Source organism: Bacillus sp. EB106-04-04-XG123, assembly GCF_058791855.1.
In genome coordinates this window covers 33,416-50,266 of sequence record NZ_JBYTDZ010000004.1, presented here as the reverse complement: position 1 = coordinate 50,266, position 16,851 = coordinate 33,416, and the positions used below count along the sequence as shown (strand labels likewise).

The 16,851-nt window shown below is 40.9% G+C and carries 18 protein-coding genes; 7 read left to right on the top strand and 11 right to left on the bottom strand.

Annotation, left to right across the window (positions count from 1 at the left end; all coding sequences use genetic code 11):
• From AC3WTB_RS13295 to AC3WTB_RS13280, 4 genes are all read right to left on the bottom strand, one after another.
• On the bottom strand, positions 1–561 hold the full coding sequence (locus tag AC3WTB_RS13295; protein ID WP_106025747.1) for a sulfurtransferase TusA family protein: 561 nt from the start codon (positions 559–561) through the stop codon (positions 1–3).
• 47 nt (positions 562–608) lie between these two features.
• Complete coding sequence (locus tag AC3WTB_RS13290; protein ID WP_492333822.1) at positions 609–962, bottom strand: rhodanese-like domain-containing protein; 354 nt, start codon at positions 960–962, stop codon at positions 609–611.
• 14 nt (positions 963–976) lie between these two features.
• Positions 977–1,459: a DsrE/DsrF/DrsH-like family protein gene (locus AC3WTB_RS13285; RefSeq protein WP_039176122.1), complete on the bottom strand. Its 483-nt coding sequence runs from the start codon at positions 1,457–1,459 to the stop codon at positions 977–979.
• A gap of 124 nt (positions 1,460–1,583) precedes the next feature.
• Positions 1,584–1,844, bottom strand: a complete 261-nt coding sequence (locus AC3WTB_RS13280; protein ID WP_003217059.1) for a metal-sensitive transcriptional regulator — start codon at positions 1,842–1,844, stop codon at positions 1,584–1,586.
• A 186-nt stretch (positions 1,845–2,030) separates the two neighbouring features.
• Here AC3WTB_RS13280 and AC3WTB_RS13275 point away from each other — a divergent pair, with 186 nt between their 5' ends.
• Both AC3WTB_RS13275 and AC3WTB_RS13270 read left to right on the top strand, forming a co-directional pair.
• Complete coding sequence (locus AC3WTB_RS13275; protein WP_492333821.1) at positions 2,031–2,537, top strand: hypothetical protein; 507 nt, start codon at positions 2,031–2,033, stop codon at positions 2,535–2,537.
• A 40-nt stretch (positions 2,538–2,577) separates the two neighbouring features.
• The gene (locus AC3WTB_RS13270) at positions 2,578–3,186 is read left to right on the top strand and encodes a transglutaminase-like domain-containing protein (protein WP_366204346.1); all 609 of its coding nucleotides are present in this window, start codon (positions 2,578–2,580) and stop codon (positions 3,184–3,186) included.
• 141 nt (positions 3,187–3,327) lie between these two features.
• Here AC3WTB_RS13270 and AC3WTB_RS13265 read toward each other — a convergent pair whose 3' ends face one another.
• Complete coding sequence (locus AC3WTB_RS13265) at positions 3,328–4,164, bottom strand: helix-turn-helix transcriptional regulator (RefSeq protein WP_047204154.1); 837 nt, start codon at positions 4,162–4,164, stop codon at positions 3,328–3,330.
• A 103-nt stretch (positions 4,165–4,267) separates the two neighbouring features.
• Here AC3WTB_RS13265 and fabF point away from each other — a divergent pair, with 103 nt between their 5' ends.
• The 5 genes from fabF to AC3WTB_RS13240 all read left to right on the top strand — a co-directional run bounded on the left by fabF (position 4,268) and on the right by AC3WTB_RS13240 (position 11,161).
• On the top strand, positions 4,268–5,500 hold the full coding sequence (fabF, locus tag AC3WTB_RS13260; protein ID WP_492333820.1) for a beta-ketoacyl-ACP synthase II: 1,233 nt from the start codon (positions 4,268–4,270) through the stop codon (positions 5,498–5,500).
• 141 nt (positions 5,501–5,641) lie between these two features.
• Positions 5,642–7,705 (top strand): thioredoxin domain-containing protein, encoded by a 2,064-nt coding sequence (locus AC3WTB_RS13255; RefSeq protein WP_492333819.1) that lies wholly within the window; start codon positions 5,642–5,644, stop codon positions 7,703–7,705.
• A 152-nt stretch (positions 7,706–7,857) separates the two neighbouring features.
• Entirely contained in the window at positions 7,858–8,628 is a 771-nt protein-coding gene (locus tag AC3WTB_RS13250; protein WP_492333818.1) for a SurA N-terminal domain-containing protein, read from the top strand.
• A 224-nt stretch (positions 8,629–8,852) separates the two neighbouring features.
• Positions 8,853–10,187 carry a glycerol-3-phosphate transporter gene (glpT, locus tag AC3WTB_RS13245; protein WP_268473041.1) on the top strand — a complete coding sequence of 445 codons (1,335 nt, stop codon included), beginning with the start codon at positions 8,853–8,855 and terminating at the stop codon, positions 10,185–10,187.
• Positions 10,188–10,279: 92 nt separating this feature from the next.
• Complete coding sequence (locus tag AC3WTB_RS13240; protein WP_268473040.1) at positions 10,280–11,161, top strand: glycerophosphodiester phosphodiesterase; 882 nt, start codon at positions 10,280–10,282, stop codon at positions 11,159–11,161.
• 39 nt (positions 11,162–11,200) lie between these two features.
• Here AC3WTB_RS13240 and AC3WTB_RS13235 read toward each other — a convergent pair whose 3' ends face one another.
• The 6 genes from AC3WTB_RS13235 to AC3WTB_RS13210 form a co-directional block, all read right to left on the bottom strand.
• Entirely contained in the window at positions 11,201–12,589 is a 1,389-nt protein-coding gene (locus tag AC3WTB_RS13235; RefSeq protein ID WP_492333817.1) for an amino acid permease, read from the bottom strand.
• 218 nt (positions 12,590–12,807) lie between these two features.
• Positions 12,808–14,277, bottom strand: coding sequence for a DUF4097 family beta strand repeat-containing protein (locus tag AC3WTB_RS13230; protein WP_492333816.1), 1,470 nt, complete (start codon positions 14,275–14,277; stop codon positions 12,808–12,810).
• A gap of 50 nt (positions 14,278–14,327) precedes the next feature.
• Entirely contained in the window at positions 14,328–14,960 is a 633-nt protein-coding gene (locus tag AC3WTB_RS13225; protein WP_492333921.1) for a TetR/AcrR family transcriptional regulator, read from the bottom strand.
• A 196-nt stretch (positions 14,961–15,156) separates the two neighbouring features.
• A complete protein-coding gene (locus tag AC3WTB_RS13220) occupies positions 15,157–16,101 on the bottom strand; it encodes an alpha/beta fold hydrolase (protein WP_492333815.1) in 945 nt (314 codons plus the stop codon).
• Between the two features lie 54 nt (positions 16,102–16,155).
• Positions 16,156–16,455 (bottom strand): hypothetical protein, encoded by a 300-nt coding sequence (locus tag AC3WTB_RS13215; RefSeq protein ID WP_047204161.1) that lies wholly within the window; start codon positions 16,453–16,455, stop codon positions 16,156–16,158.
• A complete protein-coding gene (locus AC3WTB_RS13210) occupies positions 16,452–16,667 on the bottom strand; it encodes a helix-turn-helix transcriptional regulator (protein ID WP_039176085.1) in 216 nt (71 codons plus the stop codon). Before AC3WTB_RS13210 ends, AC3WTB_RS13215 begins: the two co-directional genes overlap by 4 nt.
• Positions 16,668–16,851: the final 184 nt, after the last annotated feature.

Sequence of the window (16,851 nt, the reverse complement as noted above, 5' to 3'; positions counted from 1 at the left end):
CTATTTTTCAATCTCTCCTGTCCAGCTGTTCATGCCTGGCACTATATTCACTAATTGTTGAAATCCTTTTTCTTTTAACTTTTGCGCGGCTAATTCACTTCTTCTGCCTGAATGACAGATGAGGTAAATAAGCGTATCCTGGCTCAATTCTTCTGCACGGTGTTCGACTTCTCCAAGAGGGATGTGAACAGCTCCTGGAATATGCCCCGCCTCGTATTCATCCAGTTCTCGTACATCTAAAATAAACAAAGATTGATCTTCTTTTACCTTCTGTTGGAACGTATTCAAAGGCATTTCCGAAATCATTGACTCCCCTTCTTTCTCTTGCACTCCACCCTTACGTATCAAATGATGAAGCACCTGTCCTTCTACTTTTGTTCCTAAAAATTCGTGGCCGGCACTCTTTGACCATGCCGCTAGATCCGCTGCTGATCCTTTATCGGTAGCTTGCACCTCAAGCACGTCTCCTGGTAATAGCTCATTCATTTGTTTTTTTGTTTTCACAATCGGCATCGGACATGCCAATCCTTTTGCATCTAAAATGACAGTTGGTTGCTGCACGTGATGTCCTCCTTTATATAGGGGTGGGGGTATATTTTTATACGTACTTAATGCCAAGCATTCATGCCACCCTTGATATTCGTAATTTGTGTAAATCCTTGCTTCTTCAATATTTTAGCTGCCTGCATACTTCTCATCCCGCTTTGGCATATCACATAGACCTCTTTGTCTTTCGCAAGCTGATTTGCTCGTTCTTTTAGCTGAGGTAATGGGATGTTGCGAAATCCTTTAATATGGTTTGTTTGAAATTCTACAGGAGACCGAACGTCAATCAGTTGTTGATGCTGCCTATGCAATTGAGGTTTCATATCGGCTGCATCCATTTGTTTTACACCCTTTACAGGAAGAAAACGGCTCACCAGCAAACCAATGACGATGATGATCAAAAGTGTTTGAATCATGTGTTAACACCTCACTAGATAAATAAATTCACATTCCCAATTTCAGCCTCAGCTAAATACGCCGCCACACCAGCATATTGAATATCATCTAATAATTCTTTCTCCTGCAGCCCTAAAAGGTCCATCGTCATTGTACATGCCACGAGGTTAATCTCCTGTTCCTTCGCCATATCAATGAGCTGCGGCAAGGTCATGGCATTGTGCTTTTTGATCACGTGCTTAATCATCTTTGGGCCCATTCCAGCAAAGTTCATCTTTGATATGCCCATTCGATCAGCCCCGCGCGGCATCATCTTGCCAAACATTTTTTCTAAAAAACCTTTTTTCATTGGCACCAACTCATCCTTGCGCAAGGCATTCAGCCCCCAAAACGTATGAAAAATCGTCACCTCATGATCATAGGCCGCTGCACCATTGGCAATAATGTAAGCCGCCATCGCTTTATCATAATCTCCACTGAATAGCACAATCGTCGTTCGTTTTTTCTGTTCTTCCATTCTGCTCCTCCTTTTTCAATTACCCTTGGGGGTATATATAAAATAAAAAATATATACATATACCGGTAAGGGTATATTATAACAAGTAAAAAAATCCGTCAACCTTCAAAGGCTGAAGAATTTCTTACCGGCTTTTCACCAATAGCTCAACCGCTTCTTTCACAAGACCCTCCGTATCCTTGCCTTGTTCAAGACTTTCACGGACACATTGCTCAAGATTTGTACTCACAATCACACCCATTGCACGATCAATGGCATTGCGTGATGCAGACAACTGCGTCACCACCTCGCGGCAATCCTTTCCCTGCTCCATCATCGCAAGAACCCCTTTAATCTGCCCCTCAATCCGGCGAAGACGATTCTTCATCTGCTGATTATATTCCATTCGCAAGAACCCCTTTCTATTAAATTCCTATGAACAGATAGTATACCCTAAGAGGTATTTAGTCAAACGACTTGTCCTTCTCTTTTGTAGAGAACGTATGTGAAAATAATTGCACATTCCACCATTTATTGATAAAAAGAAAATAATCAACGAACGAGAAATCATTGAAAGAAAAGAGGACAGCCCATGACTTTACAGCATTATATTGGATCAAACAAAGAACTGCCGCTTGGTACCATTGGTCAAAATCCTACCTATAAACCATTCTCTGAACTCAATATCAAATTGTTTGATCAAAAACAAAAAAAGCACAAAACCTATCAAAAAGAAGATCCTTTGATAGAAGTATTCGAAACAGAAGAGGATTTCGAAGGCATTCACATTGATTATTTAGATCCTTTCTATGAAACGGTAAGAAACAAATTCACACATCCTTTTGTTTATGAATTGGACATCATTCATTCTCTTCGTGCACTTTTTAAATTCATTGAAAAAGAGCTTTCAAAAGGAGAAACCATCGAAATCTATTCTTGTCTAAATGAACTCGAAACGAAAGAAAAGGATGATCGATTGGATGTAGAAATTGACCTAAGCAAAAAACGGTTTGGAAAACATATCTATTTTAAAGACATCAATGAACTGATTGATATGTTTGAGTTAGAAAACTTACAATATGTGTTGGTGAAGAAATAGACCTCCTGCGGTAAAAGTATAGAGAAAAGGGGACATTATCATGAACTTGACATGTGAATCTAAAAATTTTGATGATTATTTATGTGAACTAGCTGAAGTTGATTATTCTCATCCTCTTATTCGAGCAAAATCAAATGAACTTTTCAACCCTTTGCAGACAGAAATAGAAAAAGCAAAAGCAGCCTATGCGTTTGTTCGAGATGAAATTCCCCATACATGGGATATCCAATCCAAACGAGTGACTTGTCATGCATCAGAGGTATTAACTTATAAAGAGGGAATTTGCTACGCAAAATCGAACCTATTGGCTGCCCTGTTGCGCTCACAAGGAATACCCACAGGTTTTTGCTATCAGCGGTTAATGTTGTTCGATACGCCAGATAAAGGATATTGTATTCACGCATTAAATGCAGTATTTCTGCAATCACTTAATAAATGGATTCGATTAGACTCTCGCGGCAACAAAACAGGAATTGATGCTCAATTCTCACTTGATCATGAAAGATTAGCTTTTCATACCCAACAAGAATTAGATGAAGTCGACTATCCTTTGATATATGATAAACCACATCCAAAAACAATGAGCGTTTTAAAAGAACATACAGACGCGATTAAGATGTATAAACACCATTTACCAGAAACGATATAGGCTTAGGGGGACAAATAACTTCGACAAAGCCAAACGTGAAAATAAACCGGTGCTTATCAGCATCGGTTATGCCCACTTGTCGCTGACGGCATAGGATCTATTTTATATGTAATGGCCATCATAACTTCATCCAAACGAAAACTAGCCTTCAATTAAACGTTTCAACTTAAGCTCCGTATCAGTGTCCTCAACTGGAGTATAGACGCTGCATCTTAAATCAGTATCCCCATACACTTGTAATGAAGTGAGGTTAAACAACATTTTACCTGCCTTAGCATGACGAAATTCAATTAATACTTCAGGCGCATAGCTGATCTCATTTTCATTCCAAATTTTACGGAACTCAGGATATGCCTGCTCCATTTCTTCTATAAATTGCTCATACCAGTCATCAGCCACATACTGTCCATAATACGTTCTAAATATGGCGATATATCCTCTAACAAAATGCTCCCAATTCACGGCTAGACTTTTAAATTCCTTTCTTGCGAATAGTAAGCGTATGATATTCCTTTCTGCCGGGATGATTTGTTCAAAGTCCAAAAATACATTAGCTGCTGCTTGATTCCAGCCAACAATTTGACTTCTTCTATCAGATATAATCGTTGGGCAATAACGAAGCTCCTGCAACATTTTCACTAAAGCCGGACTGATTTCCTTCTCATTCTCAATGATAAAGGATTGTTTCACTCCTTCCTCTAACGCTAAAGCGTACAAATATCTCCTTTCATCGTTATTTAATTGTAATGCTCGAGAAATCGCATCTAATACCGAAGTAGATACTTTTATATCTCTGCCTTGCTCTAACCATGTATACCAAGTAAGACTCACACCGGCTAGTTGAGCCACTTCTTCTCTTCTTAATCCTGGTGTTCTTCTACGGGTTCCTACAGGTAAACCAACCATTTGGGGCGTAATTTTCGAACGTTGGTTTTTTAGAAATTCTGATAATGCTTGAAGTCTTGTTTCAGGTTTCATGAAGATCTCCCTTTAAAATATTATTAATTATACTAGGATAAACAACAACTTGTAATAGGATAACACAATGGCTAAAGTTAATAAAAACAAGGAGGGAATGATCATGAAAAGAGTTGTCATTACTGGAATGGGAATTATTTCTCCACTTGGAAATGATGTAAATAGCTTTTGGAATCAACTAATGAAAGGACAATCGGGAATATCTCTCATTGATTCTTTTGATACAACTGATTATAAAACAAAAATAGCTGGAATCGTTCGTGATTTCGATGCAGATAAAATATTGGGAAGAAAAGAAGCAAAACGTTTAGATCGCTTTAGTCAGTTTGCCTTAGCAGCAGCCGAACAAGCATTAGAAAATTCACAATTACAGTTAGATCAAGTTGATCTTGAACGTTTAGGCGTATATGTTGGTTCAGGAATCGGGGGTATCCAATCGCTTGTTGATCAAGTGAATGTATTAGATAAACGAGGTCCCTCAAGAGTAAGCCCCAGCCTTGTCCCCATGATGATTTCAAATGCGGCTGCGGCCCAAATCAGCATAAGATTAGGGGCACAAGGGCCATCATTGTCACCAGTCACAGCTTGTTCTATTGGGAACACCTCTATTGGTGAAGCTTTCAATGCGATCCGAAATGATGATGCAGATATTATATTTGCCGGTGGAGCAGAAGCTGCCGTCTCACAAATATCTTTGGCCAGTTTTGGAAACGCACATGCACTATCTACTAGAAACCAAGACCCAAGTCGAGCCAGCCGTCCATTCGATACAGATAGAGATGGTTTTGTGATGAGTGAAGGCGCAGGTATCTTAGTATTAGAATCATTAGAAAACGCAATTCTTAGAGATGCACCGATATTATGTGAAGTAGTGGGATACGGAGCTAGTTCAGACGCTCATCATATGGTAGCATCACACCCAGAAGGTAAGGGTGCCTACTTAGCCATGAAAAAAGCATTGAGAAGTGCAAACATATCAACAGATGAAATTGATGTTATTAGTGCTCATGCAACAAGTACACAAGTAGGTGATCGTTCAGAAGTTCTAGCTATTAAGAAATTATTTGGTGAACGTTCAGGTGAAATTCCAACAACGGCAAACAAATCAATGACGGGGCACATGTTTGGTGCTGCCGGCGGAGTAGAAGCCATTGCTTTAGTGGAAAGTTTGAGACGAGGAATGATTCCGCCAACTATTAATGTAGAGAATCAAGATCCAGACTGCAACTTAGATGTTGTATTAGAAGCAAGACAGCTTCCATTGAAATATGGGCTATCCAATTCTTTTGGTTTTGGAGGACATAATTCAGCCATCTTGTTAAAACATTACGATTGATGTAGCTATCAAGGGTTTATAGCCCTTGATTTTTTCATTTTGGGAATACCTCACAGACAAATGATGACGGGCAACAGCAATCTGATATATTAAATAGAGAAAAGAGAATACTAAAAAACATATAGAAAGGAAGGTGATCCCATGCCAAACAACCAAACACCCAATCCACTCATCCATGAAAAATCACCATATCTCCTTCAGCACGCTCACAATCCAGTACACTGGTACCCATGGGGGCAAGAAGCATTCGATAAAGCCAAACGTGAAAATAAACCTGTGCTTGTCAGCATCGGTTATGCCACTTGTCACTGGTGCCACGTCATGGCACACGAAAGCTTTGAAGATCAACAAGTCGCTGACATCTTAAATGAGCATTTTATTTCGATCAAAGTCGATCGTGAGGAGCGTCCAGACATCGACTCTATGTATATGTCTGTTTGTCAGATGATGACGGGGCAAGGCGGCTGGCCGTTGAACGTGTTTGTCACGCCGGATCAAAAGCCTTTTTATGCGGGGACGTACTTTCCAAAGAGAAGTGCATACGGGCGCCCTGGCTTTATCGAGGCACTGACACAATTGCTGGATGCGTATCATAACGACCGAGATCATATTGAATCATTGGCAGAGAAAGCGACAAATAATCTGCGGATTAAAGCAGCAGGGCAGACAGAAAATACGCTTTCTCAAGAGGCAGTTCACAAAGCCTATTACCAGCTCATGAGCAGCTTTGATACGCTGTATGGCGGATTCGGCTCCGCGCCGAAATTTCCTGCACCTCATATGCTCTCATTTCTGATGCGCTATTACGAATGGACAGGGCAGGAGAACGCATTATATGCAGTCACGAAAACGTTAGACGGCATGGCAAATGGCGGTATATACGACCATATTGGGTCGGGCTTTTCACGTTATTCGACGGATGAAAAATGGCTTGTGCCGCATTTTGAAAAAATGCTGTATGATAACGCCTTGCTGATGGAAGCTTACACAGAAGCGTATCAGCTCACCTCAAAACCTGAGTATGAAAAGCTTGTCCAACGTCTGATTCAATTTATTAAACAAGATATGATGAATCCGGATGGCTCCTTTTATTCAGCGATAGATGCAGATTCCGAAGGAAAAGAAGGACAATATTACGTCTGGTCAAAGGATGAAATTATCACTCATTTAGGAGAGGAGCTTGGCGTTTTATTTTGCGAAGTCTATCACATCACAGAAGAGGGGAATTTTGAAGGGGCGAACATTCCCCATACGATTTCCACCTCATTTGAGAACATCAAGGCCTCTTTTTCGATCGACGATAAAAACCTTCAATCCAAACTGCAAGAAGCCCGACACATTTTAAAATCCGTCAGACAGCAACGACCTGCGCCGCTTGTCGATGACAAAGTGCTGACATCCTGGAATGCGCTGATGATCGCAGCACTCGCCAAAGCAGGAAGGGTCTTTGATGCAGAGGAAGCGATTCTTATGGCGCAGCAGGCGATGTCTTTTCTAGAAACACATCTTGTTCAACATGAGCGGCTCATGGTCCGCTACAGAGAAGGTGACGTGAAGCATCTCGGCTTTATCGAGGATTATGCGCATATGCTAAAAGCGTATATGTCTTTATATGAAGCGACCTTTGAATTAGATTGGCTGGAAAAAGCCACAGCCATTGCGGAGAACATGTTTGAGCTGTTTTGGGACAAGGAAAAAGGGGGCTTTTTCTTCTCAGGTTCAGATGCGGAAGCGCTCCTTGTTCGAGAAAAAGAAGTGTACGACGGTGCCATGCCTTCTGGCAACAGCACTGCACTCAAGCACCTTCTCATGCTAAGCAGACTGACCGGACGTCAGGATTGGCTAGACACATTAGATCAGATGTTCCAAGCCTTTTATGTCGATGTCTCGTCCTATCCAAGCGGTCATACAGCGTTTCTGCAAGGGCTCTTAAGTCAATATGCAACGAAAAGAGAAATCATCATTCTCGGAAAAAACGGCGACCCTCAAAAAGAACAGCTTTTACAGGCTCTTCAAAAACGCTTCGTGCCATTTGATATCATATTGACTGCCGAAACAGGGAAAGAATTAGCGGAGCTCGCGCCCTTTACAAAAGATTACAAAACAATCGATGGCAAAACCACCGTGTATATTTGTGAAAACTACAGCTGCCGCCAGCCGATCACCCAAATCGACGAAGTGATGGAACAGTTATTCCACGATTAAGTTTGTCATATGATGACTATGAGAAGACAAAATGAGGACAAACAGATAAAAAACATGTCAATCCGCTAACAAATCGTCTGTACGGTTTTATTTTTCCTAAAAAACGGTTAGAATGCGCACTAGACGTTCTCATACCGAAGGGAGAGAAAATGATGAAAAAGGTATCATACACACTCATCGCTTGTTTGTTATCTGTTGGACTTGCAGCCTGCTCGTCAAACGATGCCAAACAAGATAAGCAAAACGATTCAGCCAAAAACAAGGAAACAACACAGGCTGATCAAAAAGAACAGCAAAAGCAAATGGAAGAAATGCAAAAGAAATTAGACGCACAAAAAATCGATGATCAAAAGGTCGTTGCGACCGTCAACAAAGACAAAATCACAGGCAGTGAATACAATAGCGCCTTATCTACCATCCAAGGCCAGCTTCAGCAGTCCGGGCAAGACCCAACTTCTAAAGAAGGCGAGAAAGCAGTCAAGAAACAAACCATTGATGCGCTCGTAGGCCAAGAGCTCATCCTGCAAGATGCTGAGAAGAAGGGCTTCAAAGCCTCTGACAAAGAAGTAGATAAGCAGCTAAAGGAAGAAAAGAAACAGTTTAAAGACAACGCTCAATTCGAAGAAGCACTGAAAAAGAGCGGACTTACATTGGATCAGCTGAAAAGTGACATTGCCGACAGCATCAAGTACAGCCAATATGTCGACAAAGAAATCCAATCAGCCTCCGTCTCTGAGAAAGACGTCAAAGCGTACTATGACCAATACGCAGACCAAATGAAAAAACAAAAGCAAAAAGCACCAGAATACAAAGAGGTTAAATCACAAATTAAAAAACAGCTAGAATCTCAAGAAAAGCAGAAAGAAGTACAAAAAGAAATTGAAAAACTAAAGAAATCTGCGAAAATTAATGTGTCTCTGTAACAGCTAAGAAAAAATCCGCCATTGTGCGGATTTTTTTGTTACTTCACGAACCATTTTTCCAAATTTATGACAAAAGCCTCATCATAAACGTCTCTTCCATCCGATATGATGGGAGTACAAAAGAAAGCGCTAACAATTCTTTTGTCTCTGAAAAGGTACAGGATCAAAAGCAGTTCTCGTACTTTTGCTTCAGTCAATCGGACATCTACAAAAGGAGGATCTTTATGTTCAAATGGTTTAAACCTGCTCCGCATATCGACAGGCTTGATGATGCCAAAACAGACGAGACCTATAAGCGGCTGCGGCTGCAAGTCTTTCTAGGCATCTTTATCGGGTATGCGGGCTACTATTTGCTGCGCAAAAATTTCGCTTTTGCCATTCCATATCTACAGGAAGAGGGGTTCACGAAAAGTGAATTAGGCTTTGTACTCGCAGCCGTATCTATCGCTTATGGCTTTAGTAAATTCATCATGGGGATGATCTCAGACCGCTGTAATCCCAGGTACTTTTTAGCTGCCGGACTCTTTTTATCAGCTCTTATCAATATCCTATTTGTCTCATTTCCATGGGTCACATCCAGTGTATGGATCATGTTTTTGTTCATGTTCTTAAATGGCTGGTTTCAAGGCATGGGATGGCCGCCATGCGGACGTACGATGGCGCACTGGTTTTCGGTTAGTGAACGTGGTACGAAAATGTCCATTTGGAACGTCGCTCACAATATCGGCGGGGGGATTCTTGCACCGCTTATCACATTAGGAATTGTACTGTTTGCGACGTGGAAAAGTATCTTTTTCTTCCCTGCCATCATTGCCATTATCGTCTCCTTCGTGATCATTCTTCTCGTACGGGATACCCCGCAATCCACTGGTCTTCCGCCAATCGAGGAATATCGAAATGACTATCCGGCACAGAATTATGAGGATCAAGAAAAAGAATTAACAGTGAAAGAGATTTTATTTAAATATGTACTCAACAATAAATTCCTATGGTATATCGCCATTGCCAACGTGTTTGTGTACTTCGTCCGTTACGGTGTCGTTGACTGGGCGCCGACCTACTTAACAGAAGCAAAGGGCTTTTCACCAGAGCATTCACGCTGGTCTTATTTTCTTTATGAATATGCAGGCATTCCCGGTACATTATTGTGCGGATGGATCAGTGACCGCTTCTTTAGAAGCCGCCGCGCACCAGCTGGCGTCATCTTTATGGTCGGGGTGTTAATTGCTGTTCTCGTTTACTGGCTAAATCCTGCTGGCAATCCAATGGTCGATAACATTGCCCTCATCAGCATCGGCTTTTTGATTTACGGACCTGTTATGCTCATTGGACTTCAAGCCATTGATCTCGCTCCGAAAAAAGCAGCTGGCACTGCTGCCGGACTGACAGGCTTCTTCGGCTACATTGGCGGCTCTGCCTTTGCCAATGCCATGATGGGTGTCGTCGTCGATCACTATGACTGGACAGGAGGCTTCATTTTACTGGTTGGTTCTTGTGTGCTTGCGATTGTTTTCCTCGCGATGACATGGAATACAGGAAAACGCGTAGAGCAAGCTTAATGAAAATCACATAAAAGATTCATATCCGCCCAACATGCTCTTTACATCTATTTCTTATGATGAAGGCAGTTACCGTAAAAGGAGGTTAAAATATGAAGAAAAGTAGATTACTTGCTTTCGTGTTGCTCTCTTTTGCTTTACTGTCTTTTGCGTGGGTGCCGGCCACCATGTCGGCTCATGAACATCTTTTATCTCCAGATCGCATCTTAACCGTTGCACACCGCGGAGCATCAGGGTATGCACCAGAGCATACCCTGGCTTCCTATAAACTAGCCACAAAGATGAATGCAGATTACCTCGAACTCGATCTTCAAATGACAAAGGATGGACATCTCATCGTGATGCACGACGAAACCGTTGACCGGACCACAAACGGAACAGGCTGGGTCAAAGACCTCACACTTGCCGAAATCAAACAGCTTGATGCGGGCACATGGTTTAACGAAGCCAATCCCGACAGACAAAATGCCAACTATATCGGACAGAGAGTCCTTACATTAGATGAGGTGCTGCGCTATTTCGGAAAACGAGAGAATTATTATATTGAAACAAAAAAACCAGACCTTTATCCGCAAATGGAAGAAAAACTATTGGCCGCCTTAAAGAAACATCATCTTCTTGGGAAACACACAAGAAAAGGGCAGGTTATCATACAATCCTTTAGTCAAGACAGCCTGCTAAAGCTGCAGAAATTAGCTCCACGCCTGCCAAAAGTACAGCTATTAGACAGAGCCCAAATGACATCCATCACAGACGATCAGCTCGACTTTATTAAAACGTACGCCGTGGGAGTCGGACCGAATTTTAGAGCTTTAACACCTGAAAACGTCCAGCAGGTCAGAAGCCACGGACTGCTCCTTCATCCATATACGGTCAACAGCGAAGCAGACATGACACGTCTTCTGCAATACGGCGTCACCGGTCTTTTCACCAACTATCCAGATGTCTTTCAGCGTGTCAAAGCTTCTCTGTAAACGACAAAAGCCTCGCGGTCCACTCCGCAAGGCTTTTGATTATTTCACCGTTTGATCAGTAGAAGCTGTTTCAATCGGTTTTCGTTTTCCAATTCCAAATACAAAAAAGCTAAGTGCTACAACAATCAAGAAGACAATCCCCACAATAAGAGAAATACGTGTATCCTGATTAATGAGCATAAACACAAGAACCATCAATAAGAAACCAATAGTGAGATAATTAGAAACTGGTGCTAGCGGCATCTTGAACGGATGCTTTTCAAGCGCTGCCCCTTTCGCCTTTCTGAAGCCAATATGACTAATCAAAATGACAAACCAAGGCACCATCCCAGGAAGAACACTCGCACTATACACATAGACGAAAATGTTTGGCGGAGAAACATAATTCAGAACAACTCCTATCGCTAGACCAATCAGCACAGCGAATGTCCCAAAATACGGTACACCATTCTTCGAAATTTTTGTAAAGAAAGCAGGCGCCTGACCATTTACACCTAATGTATAAAGCATACGTCCCGCACTGAAAATACCACTATTACAGCCTGACATCGCTGCTGTAATCACAACAAAGTTAATAATACCAGCCGCTGCTGTAATTCCGATCTTCGCAAACGTCGCCACAAATGGACTGCCAAGCGTATTCAGCTGATCCCACGGATAAACAGTCACAATGACAAAGATCGCACCAATATAGAAAATCAAAATACGCCAGATGATACTTTTGATGGCATTGGTCAGCGTCTTTTGGGGATTTTGCGCCTCACCCGCTGTAATCCCAATCAGCTCGACACCTTGATAAGCAGCAATGACTAGAGACAACGCAAACAGGAATCCGCTAAATCCACCTGTAAAGAACCCGCCGTGCGCCCACAGATTAGACAAGCCAATAGGCGTCCCGCCATTTCCAAATCCGAAGAAAATAATGCCTAGACCTGCAACAATCATCAAGATAATCGTCACAATTTTGATCATCGCAAACCAAAATTCAAATTCACCGAATGACTTAACCGAAATCAAGTTGGCCGCTCCTAAAATGATCATCGCAATTAACCCTGGAATCCACGCAGGCAGCTCTGGGAACCAATATTTCATATAAGCCCCAACAGCAATAATTTCAGACATTCCGACAATGACCCACTGGAACCAGTTACTCCAAGCCGTCATATACCCTGCAAGCGGATGAATATATTGATGTCCGAATGTAGCAAACGACCCTGTACTCGGCTCAAGATACAACATTTCTCCCATCGCTCGCATAATAAAAAAGATAAAAATACCACACACTGCGTAAGCTAGAAGAACCGATGGACCTGTCCATTGAATGGCCTTCGCTGACCCCATAAATAAGCCAACACCGATTGTGCCGCCAAGAGCGATCATTTGAATATGACGGGCACTTAACCCTCTCTTTAATTCCTTTTGAGCCACTTTTCTTCCCCCTCATCAACAAACAACATAAAAAATAAAAATCAGAATTTTCATTCTGATTGAGAAACATCAATCTTTCGATGTATATTATCATAATAAATCTACCCTTAAAAAACAATTGTTTTTTTGAGGAAAACACTATTAACAAAATATTCTGACATAAAAATAGTTTCAAATTGTTTTATATTGATATATTGAATCAAGGGAAGAAAGTTACTTCAATGCTGATGACTTAATAGAAAATGACCACCTCTTATATCAACCTCAAAGGATCTTTGACCATTCTTATGCACCAAGTTCTCCTTCTCTCGGTGACAAGAAAAGTCATTTCGAAAAGTGCCAGATCTTTTCTTTACATAACAAGTAAACCCATCATTTTCTGGAATCGCCACTTTGACATATGCTCCAGTTGAAATAGACTTAAGTGAATGTAACATGCTTGTAGAATGAATTTGTATCCTTCTACCTGTTACATGCAGATCAACATCTGAGAAAGCACCCATCAACTCACCTTTTGACGATGTGGCGTGCAATGACAATGTCTGCGCGGCCAGCTGCCGGCTAGAAATAAGTCCACCAACTGTCTCTAAATGGAGACGCTTGATTTCACTTGCTAGCAACGTCTTTCCAGAAGTTAAATGAACATAGGCATTTTCCACATTCAGTTCTTCTGCCTGAAGATTTGCTCCTTTACAACGAATGGACATAGACTGTATTTGATTTTTCGGAAGATAAATAGTGAGATCTGTTTGATAAAGGTGCAGTCCTAAGCTGAATATTCTTTTTCGTCTATCTTGAATGACCAGCCGCCCACCTTTTACCTGATGATGCAGCAAATAGCGCTTTGGAAAGACTTGATTGGTCGTTTGACGAATGATGAGATAAGGATGATCATGGTGATGGATACGCACCTCTCCGAGCAGCCAATCAAGCGATAATTCTACGACCAATTCTTCAATTTGAACCGTATGCTCCACATGTCTCCCTCCTTTTTCATCGTGGCTTATCTCGCTTGAAGCCGGGTGAATACTGGCCCACAATTCCAACATTACAATCAGAACAGCTGCGACCATGACTCCTGACAAAATGACATTCATTTGATCATTTCCATCAACTGCAATACATACGTTTCCTAAAACAGCACATAGAACAATCGCAGTCATGATCGTCATGAAGGTAGATTTCTTCATTAATCCCACTCTCATCGCAATCATGCCAATACCATTGATACAGCAAGTAAATACTAGGTACGTTTTGATCACATTGAACATCACATCAGCAGTCAGCGCATCCTGTACAATAGGAAAGAACGTTTCAGTAACACTAAACACAACAAATGAAGGAATGATGCTACACAGCGTAGCAATCGTAGAAAAACACAGCATCCAGACCATTCTCGGAAGGAGTGATGCTTTCAAACTTGGTGAATAAGCTTCATGTTCTTTCAATGTATTCACCACTACTCGACAATACATCCATGATGTGACGATCGAAAAAAAGATCATCCATACTATACTGGTCAACAAATAGATATTCGGATATTGCTGAAAACCTATTTCCTGTTCAACCCGTGCAGCAAACGCTGCAAAATAGATAAACACCAGCAGTACAAAGCTTGCGATCATACTAGCTTGAATGTAATTTTTCATATGATTTTTTCTTAGCTCTAGTTTTATGAAGTGAAGCATAAGGCATCCTCCTATGAAATAAATTCTCCTTTTGTCTCTTATTTGACCAGTTAGATTTCAGGCTGATCATATCCACCAATCCCAGCATAATGCGCTGTGACCTTTTGAATGAATAGATCACTCACCACATCCACTCCAAGCCCTTTCATCATCTGTTGTAAAAACAGCAAACGCTGACTAGTTTCCTTCTGATCACGAGCAAATAGTGTTGGGTTCAGCCATATATTCACGAGAAGCATAAACACTTCTGCCACTTCACCAGGAAAAGCAGTCGTTATCGAACCATCCTCAATCCCTTCAAGAATCAGCTGTTTGATTTTAAGCGCATCCTCATTTACGCCTGCCTTCATTCCCTCCACCACAAATTGCGGGTTTTTGATCTGATCAACCAAGATCCCATCAATCGAATGAGATTGCGGATCTGCCACCAGCTGCTCTAAAATACGCTGCAGCTTCTCTTTCGCATGCGATGCCTCTGTATGCTCAATCAAATCTTCAAGCTTCTCAGTCGCATGGCGAAATTGCCTCTCCATCACGGCACGTAATATTTCTTCCTTCGATTTGAAATGATGATAAATAGCCCCTTTAGACATGTTCAACTCATGCATGATATCCTGCAAACTTGTCTTTTCGAATCCTTTTTCCTGAAACAGCTTCGTCGACACATCTAAAATTTGCTTGATCGTCTTTTCTGGATATTTATTTCTGGCCAATTAAAACGCCTCCTTTTACATACCGACCGTTGGTATGTATTTTAATCTACTTGATAATAAACTGTCAATATCGGTTCTTTATATAAAATAAAAAAAGACCGCTCACACGGTCTTCTCAAGTTCAAACTGAACATCGACGATGCCGAAGCCCCACCAGAATCCATCACTATCGGTGACTCTCGTTGATAGATAGAAATTCTCTAAAATCAGCTGCTATTTCCTTAGATTTCGTATGATGCAAATAATGGCCGCCTTTGAAAGTAACAACTTTTCCGTGATCTACTTTTTTCAGAAGATCTTCATGCATCGGTTTCCAGCTTGGTGTTTCTTCCTCCGTTTCATCCGCTAAGTAGAAAACAACGGGGAGATTCTTAGGGAAATGTAAGCGTTGAGCGTTTTTAAAATTATTTCTAAAATTTTCCGCCTCACTAGCTTGGCTTTCATCCAAGAAATTGCGGAAGGTCAGCATTTTAATCTGATCTTTCGTTTGATCATCCACGTTAGGCATCACGAGTTGATCTGGATTCATTTTCACTATCAATCTGTAAAAACCGGATTGATGAAGCAGCTGCAAGCTGGAAACCGGCAATTCATCCGTTTCCTGCTTCGGAACACTATTATCAATTCCAACAAATGCTTTCACTTCTTTTTCATATTGATTTACATATTCTAATCCATAAATGCCAAAAATCGAATGCCCCATCAACGTATAATTTTTAATGTTGAGCTTCTGCAAACATTCATGAATCTCATCTACAATGTTTTGACTTGTGCGTACTTTATCTGTATCGTCACTTAAACCATATCCAAATGGTTCAATCACTACGACTCTATAATATGGTGATAATTCATTTACTAGCGGCATAAAATCCAGCACGGGTGAAGCAGTTCCATAGCCCGGGAGAAGTACAATCGTTTCTTTCCCATCGCCTTGAATGAGCACATTCATCTGCTTCCCGTCCACCAAAACCTTTTGCCCATAAACTTCTATTTTCCCCTTCTCCCTTTCATTACTAATGAGGTTTACAAAGTAAACAGTAGCTAGAAAAACAACCATGACCGTGATAAGAGTACATATAGATATCAACATGATTCTCAATATTTTTTTCATTGGTTTTTCTCTTCCCTTCATGATGAAGAACTCTAGCTTACATTCAGCGATGAATTAATATTTCCTTTCACAATAGATGATACCAATTGTATTTGCGCAAACACTTGATACATACATAAACGTAATCGCTATATAAAACCATTCTCTTGGAGATGAGAATTGATGGACCGAAGCTTGGATAACAGCAACCAATATATAGGCTAAGGCAATACCTATAATAGAAAAACTTCCTGCTTTCGCTAAAATAAATTGACCTCGTTCATCATGTTTATATTCACGACTTTTCTTAAATTGAAAGGCCGTGCTTATAACAGAAAGGAAAATCAAAGAATAAAGAATGATCGTCGTCATCATTGTTGTTCCTCCTTGTCGACCTCTTGAAATACATCATACAAATCAACTTCAAATGTTCTAGCAATTTGAAATGCTAGTTTTAAAGACAAAGAATATTTACCATTTTCAATCGCTGCCACCGTTTGACGAGTCACACCTAACTTCTCTGCCAAATCCTTTTGTGTCCAGTCTTTTTCAGCGCGTAACACCTTGATTCTATTTTTAATCTCCATTTCAGATTCCTTTCTTGAAGGATACTTTACTTAACATGATGTTAAAAATAATTAACATTATGTTAAGTAATCATAACCTCTTTTCAAATGTATGTCAATTTCCCATGATTCAAAAAAAGAAGAATCATCCATTTTGAAAGTCCTGCCTCAAAATGAATGATTCTCGATAAATGATATGATCATC

Coding starts and splice junctions, on each gene's coding strand:
- AC3WTB_RS13290 (WP_492333822.1), bottom strand. CDS start 962: ATGATTCAAACACTTTTGATCATCATCGTCATTGGTTTGCTGGTGAGC.
- AC3WTB_RS13285 (WP_039176122.1), bottom strand. CDS start 1,459: ATGGAAGAACAGAAAAAACGAACGACGATTGTGCTATTCAGTGGAGAT.
- AC3WTB_RS13280 (WP_003217059.1), bottom strand. CDS start 1,844: ATGGAATATAATCAGCAGATGAAGAATCGTCTTCGCCGGATTGAGGGG.
- AC3WTB_RS13275 (WP_492333821.1), top strand. CDS start 2,031: ATGACTTTACAGCATTATATTGGATCAAACAAAGAACTGCCGCTTGGT.
- AC3WTB_RS13270 (WP_366204346.1), top strand. CDS start 2,578: ATGAACTTGACATGTGAATCTAAAAATTTTGATGATTATTTATGTGAA.
- AC3WTB_RS13265 (WP_047204154.1), bottom strand. CDS start 4,164: ATGAAACCTGAAACAAGACTTCAAGCATTATCAGAATTTCTAAAAAAC.
- fabF (WP_492333820.1), top strand. CDS start 4,268: ATGAAAAGAGTTGTCATTACTGGAATGGGAATTATTTCTCCACTTGGA.
- AC3WTB_RS13255 (WP_492333819.1), top strand. CDS start 5,642: ATGCCAAACAACCAAACACCCAATCCACTCATCCATGAAAAATCACCA.
- AC3WTB_RS13250 (WP_492333818.1), top strand. CDS start 7,858: ATGAAAAAGGTATCATACACACTCATCGCTTGTTTGTTATCTGTTGGA.
- glpT (WP_268473041.1), top strand. CDS start 8,853: ATGTTCAAATGGTTTAAACCTGCTCCGCATATCGACAGGCTTGATGAT.
- AC3WTB_RS13240 (WP_268473040.1), top strand. CDS start 10,280: ATGAAGAAAAGTAGATTACTTGCTTTCGTGTTGCTCTCTTTTGCTTTA.
- AC3WTB_RS13230 (WP_492333816.1), bottom strand. CDS start 14,277: ATGCTTCACTTCATAAAACTAGAGCTAAGAAAAAATCATATGAAAAAT.
- AC3WTB_RS13220 (WP_492333815.1), bottom strand. CDS start 16,101: ATGAAAAAAATATTGAGAATCATGTTGATATCTATATGTACTCTTATC.
- AC3WTB_RS13215 (WP_047204161.1), bottom strand. CDS start 16,455: ATGATGACGACGATCATTCTTTATTCTTTGATTTTCCTTTCTGTTATA.
- AC3WTB_RS13210 (WP_039176085.1), bottom strand. CDS start 16,667: ATGGAGATTAAAAATAGAATCAAGGTGTTACGCGCTGAAAAAGACTGG.